The following is a 2,996-nucleotide window of genomic DNA, read 5'->3' on the forward strand; positions in this document are numbered from 1 at the left end:
GTGGTCGGCTCGCTGGCCTGCTCGACGGCGCGGGCGGTGGGCGTGCCCGCCACCCGCACCAAGATCCTGCTGTTCATGACCACCGCCTTCGCGGGCTGGATCGTGGGCGCGTGCAATCTGCTGCGCTTCGCGAGCGTGCAGGCCAATCAGGGTGTGGGACTGGAGTTCCAGTACATCATCGCCGCGGTGATCGGCGGTTGCCTGCTCACCGGCGGCTTCGGCTCGGTGGTGGGCGCGGCCATCGGTGCGCTCATCTTCGGGATGGCGCGGCAGGGCATCGTGCTGGCGGGCTGGAACAGTGACTGGTTCATGCTGTTCCTCGGCGTGCTGCTGTTCTCGGCCGTGCTGGTCAACAACGCGTTCAAGAAGCGGGCGGAAAGGGTACGCCGATGACCGAGAATCAGACGCCGCTCATCGAAACCGTCGGCATCGGAAAGAGTTACGGCGGCGTGGTCGCGCTGCGGGACGTGTCGACGGTGGTGAACGCGGGTGAGGTGACCTGCGTGCTCGGCGACAACGGCGCGGGCAAGTCGACGCTGATCAAGATCCTGGCGGGCGTGCACCAGCACGACAGCGGGGAGCTGCGGATCGAGGGGCAGCCCACCCGATTGTCCTCGCCGCGTGCGGCTTTGGACCTCGGCATCGCCACCGTCTACCAGGATCTGGCGGTCGTGCCGCTGATGAGCGTGTGGCGCAATTTCGTGCTCGGCTCCGAGCCGGTCAAGCGCTACGGGCCGCTCGAGCTGCTGGACCGCAGGCAGGCGCAGGACATCGCCCGAAAAGGGCTGGCGGACATGGGGATCGACATTCCCGATCTGGAGCAGCCGGTGGGCACGCTGTCGGGCGGTCAACGCCAGTGCGTGGCCATCGCGCGTGCCGTGCACTACGGGGCGAAGGTGTTGATCCTCGACGAGCCGACCGCCGCGCTGGGTGTGAAGCAGGCCGGTGTGGTGCTGCGCTACGTCGTGCAGGCGCGTGATCGCGGGCTGGGCGTCGTGCTCATCACCCACAATCCGCATCACGCCTACCCGGTCGGTGACCGGTTCCTGCTGCTCAAACGCGGAACCATGCTCGGCAGCTACGAGAAGTCGCAGATCGACCTCACCGAACTGACCCGGCAGATGTCCGGCGGCGCGGAACTCGAAGCGCTGCAACATGAATTGGAGCGGGTGGAGTCGTGAGAGAACCGGTGTCGTGAGGGAGCGGGTGTCGTGACGGAACTGGAAGTGCTGACGATCGGACGGGTCGGCGTCGACCTGTATCCCGAGCAGAGCGGGGTCCCGCTCGCACGGGTGTCGACCTTCGCGAAATTTCTCGGCGGGACGGCCACCAATGTGGCGGTGGCGGCGGCGCGGCTGGGTCGCCGCACCGCGGTCCTCACCAAAGTGGGACCCGACGGATTCGGGGATTTCGTGCGGGACGCGCTGGAGCGGTTCGGGGTGTCGGCGCGGTATGTGGGGACGGCGGCGGACTTGCAGACGCCGGTGGTGTTCTGCGAGCTCAACCCGCCCGCCGATCCGCCATTGCTGTTCTATCGCGCGCCCCTCGCGCCGGATCTCACCCTCACCGAGGACGAGATCCCCTGGGATGTAGTGGATTCCGTGCCGCTGCTGTGGGTGACCGGGACCGGGGTCAGCGCCGAGCCCGGTCGCGCCACCCAGCGGGAAATCCTGCGGCGGCGCGAAAGGCGCGGGCACACCGTGCTGGATCTGGACTATCGGCCCATGTTCTGGCCCGATATGGGAACCGCCCGCGCCGAGATCGGCTGGATGGTCGATCACGTGAATGTGGTGGTGGGCAACCGCACCGAGGTGCAGGTGGCCGTCGGCACCGCCGATCCGGACGAGGCCGCCGACCGCCTGCTGGCCCGCGGTGTGCGGCTGGCGGTGGTCAAACGCGGCGCGGAGGGCGTGCTCATCGCCACCGAATCCGAACGCTGGACGGTGCCGCCGTGCCCGGTGGAGGTGGTGTGCGGGCTCGGCGCGGGCGACGGCTTCGGCGGGGCGCTCAGCCACGGACTGCTCTCCGGCTGGGATCCGCACCGCCTGGCCAGCTATGCCAATGCCGCGGGCGCGCTGGTGGCCTCGCGCCTGGCCTGCGCCGACGCCATGCCGACCGATGCCGAAATCGAGGAGATGCTGTGCACCTGACCGACGCGCGCTGGTACGACCTGCTGCACACCCGCGCCACGGACCCCGAGGCGGTGCGGCGCGCGTACGCCGACCGGCGTCGCCGTCCGAATATGCTGTCGGACAAGGGAACCCTGTTCCTGGTGGCCGCCGACCATCCGGCGCGCGGTGCGCTCGGCGTCGGCGCGGACCGCACCGCCATGGCCGACCGCCGCACCCTGCTCGAGCGGCTGCTCATCGCGCTGGCCAACCCGGCCGTCGACGGCGTGCTCGGCTCCCCGGACATCGTGGAGGAGCTGCTGCTGCTCGACGCCGTGCACGAGAAGATCGTCATCGGCTCGATGAACCGCGGCGGGCTGGCCGGGGCGGACTGGGAGATCGACGACCGCTTCACCGGCTACGACGCCGAATCCCTGGTCAAATACCGTCTCGACGGCGGCAAAATGCTGCTGCGCCTGGTGGATTCGGATCCCGGCACCATTCCCACCCTGGAAGCCTGCGCCCGCGCGGTCTCCGAACTCGCCGAATACGGGCTGATGGCCATGGTCGAGCCCTTGCCGTATGCCCGCGACGCGACCGGCGCGCTCGCCATGCACAAGGACGCCGCCTCCCTGCAACGCGCGATCACCGTCGCCTCCGGCCTCGGCGTCACCTCCGACTACACCTGGCTGAAAATCCCCGCCCCCGAGGATGTCTCGGTCCTCGACGCCACCACCCTCCCCGTCCTCCTGCTCGGCGGTGCCCCCTCCGGCGACCCGGAAGCCGACCTCGCCTCCGGGGGGGCGGCCCTGCGCCACGACGTCGCCCGCGGATTGGTGGTCGGCCGCAGCCTGCTCTACCCACCGGACGGCGACGTCGCGGGTGCGG

4 protein-coding genes are annotated in these 2,996 nt (G+C 69.8%); all 4 read left to right on the plus strand.

Annotated elements, in window-relative coordinates:
- Positions 1-393 (plus strand): ABC transporter permease (locus tag ACWELQ_RS42450; RefSeq protein WP_452402639.1); only part of this gene is annotated, 393 nt, incomplete at its 5' end.
- A complete protein-coding gene (locus tag ACWELQ_RS42455) occupies positions 390-1,181 on the plus strand; it encodes an ATP-binding cassette domain-containing protein (RefSeq protein WP_452402640.1) in 792 nt (263 codons plus the stop codon). The genes ACWELQ_RS42450 and ACWELQ_RS42455, both read left to right, overlap by 4 nt.
- A 30-nt stretch (positions 1,182-1,211) precedes the next feature.
- A complete protein-coding gene (gene iolC / locus ACWELQ_RS42460) occupies positions 1,212-2,150 on the plus strand; it encodes a 5-dehydro-2-deoxygluconokinase (protein ID WP_452402641.1) in 939 nt (312 codons plus the stop codon).
- The coding region (locus tag ACWELQ_RS42465) for a Cgl0159 family (beta/alpha)8-fold protein (RefSeq protein WP_452402642.1) at positions 2,141-2,996 on the plus strand (856 nt) is incomplete at its 3' end. The genes iolC and ACWELQ_RS42465, both read left to right, overlap by 10 nt.

Source organism: Nocardia sp. NPDC004722, from assembly GCF_053601505.1.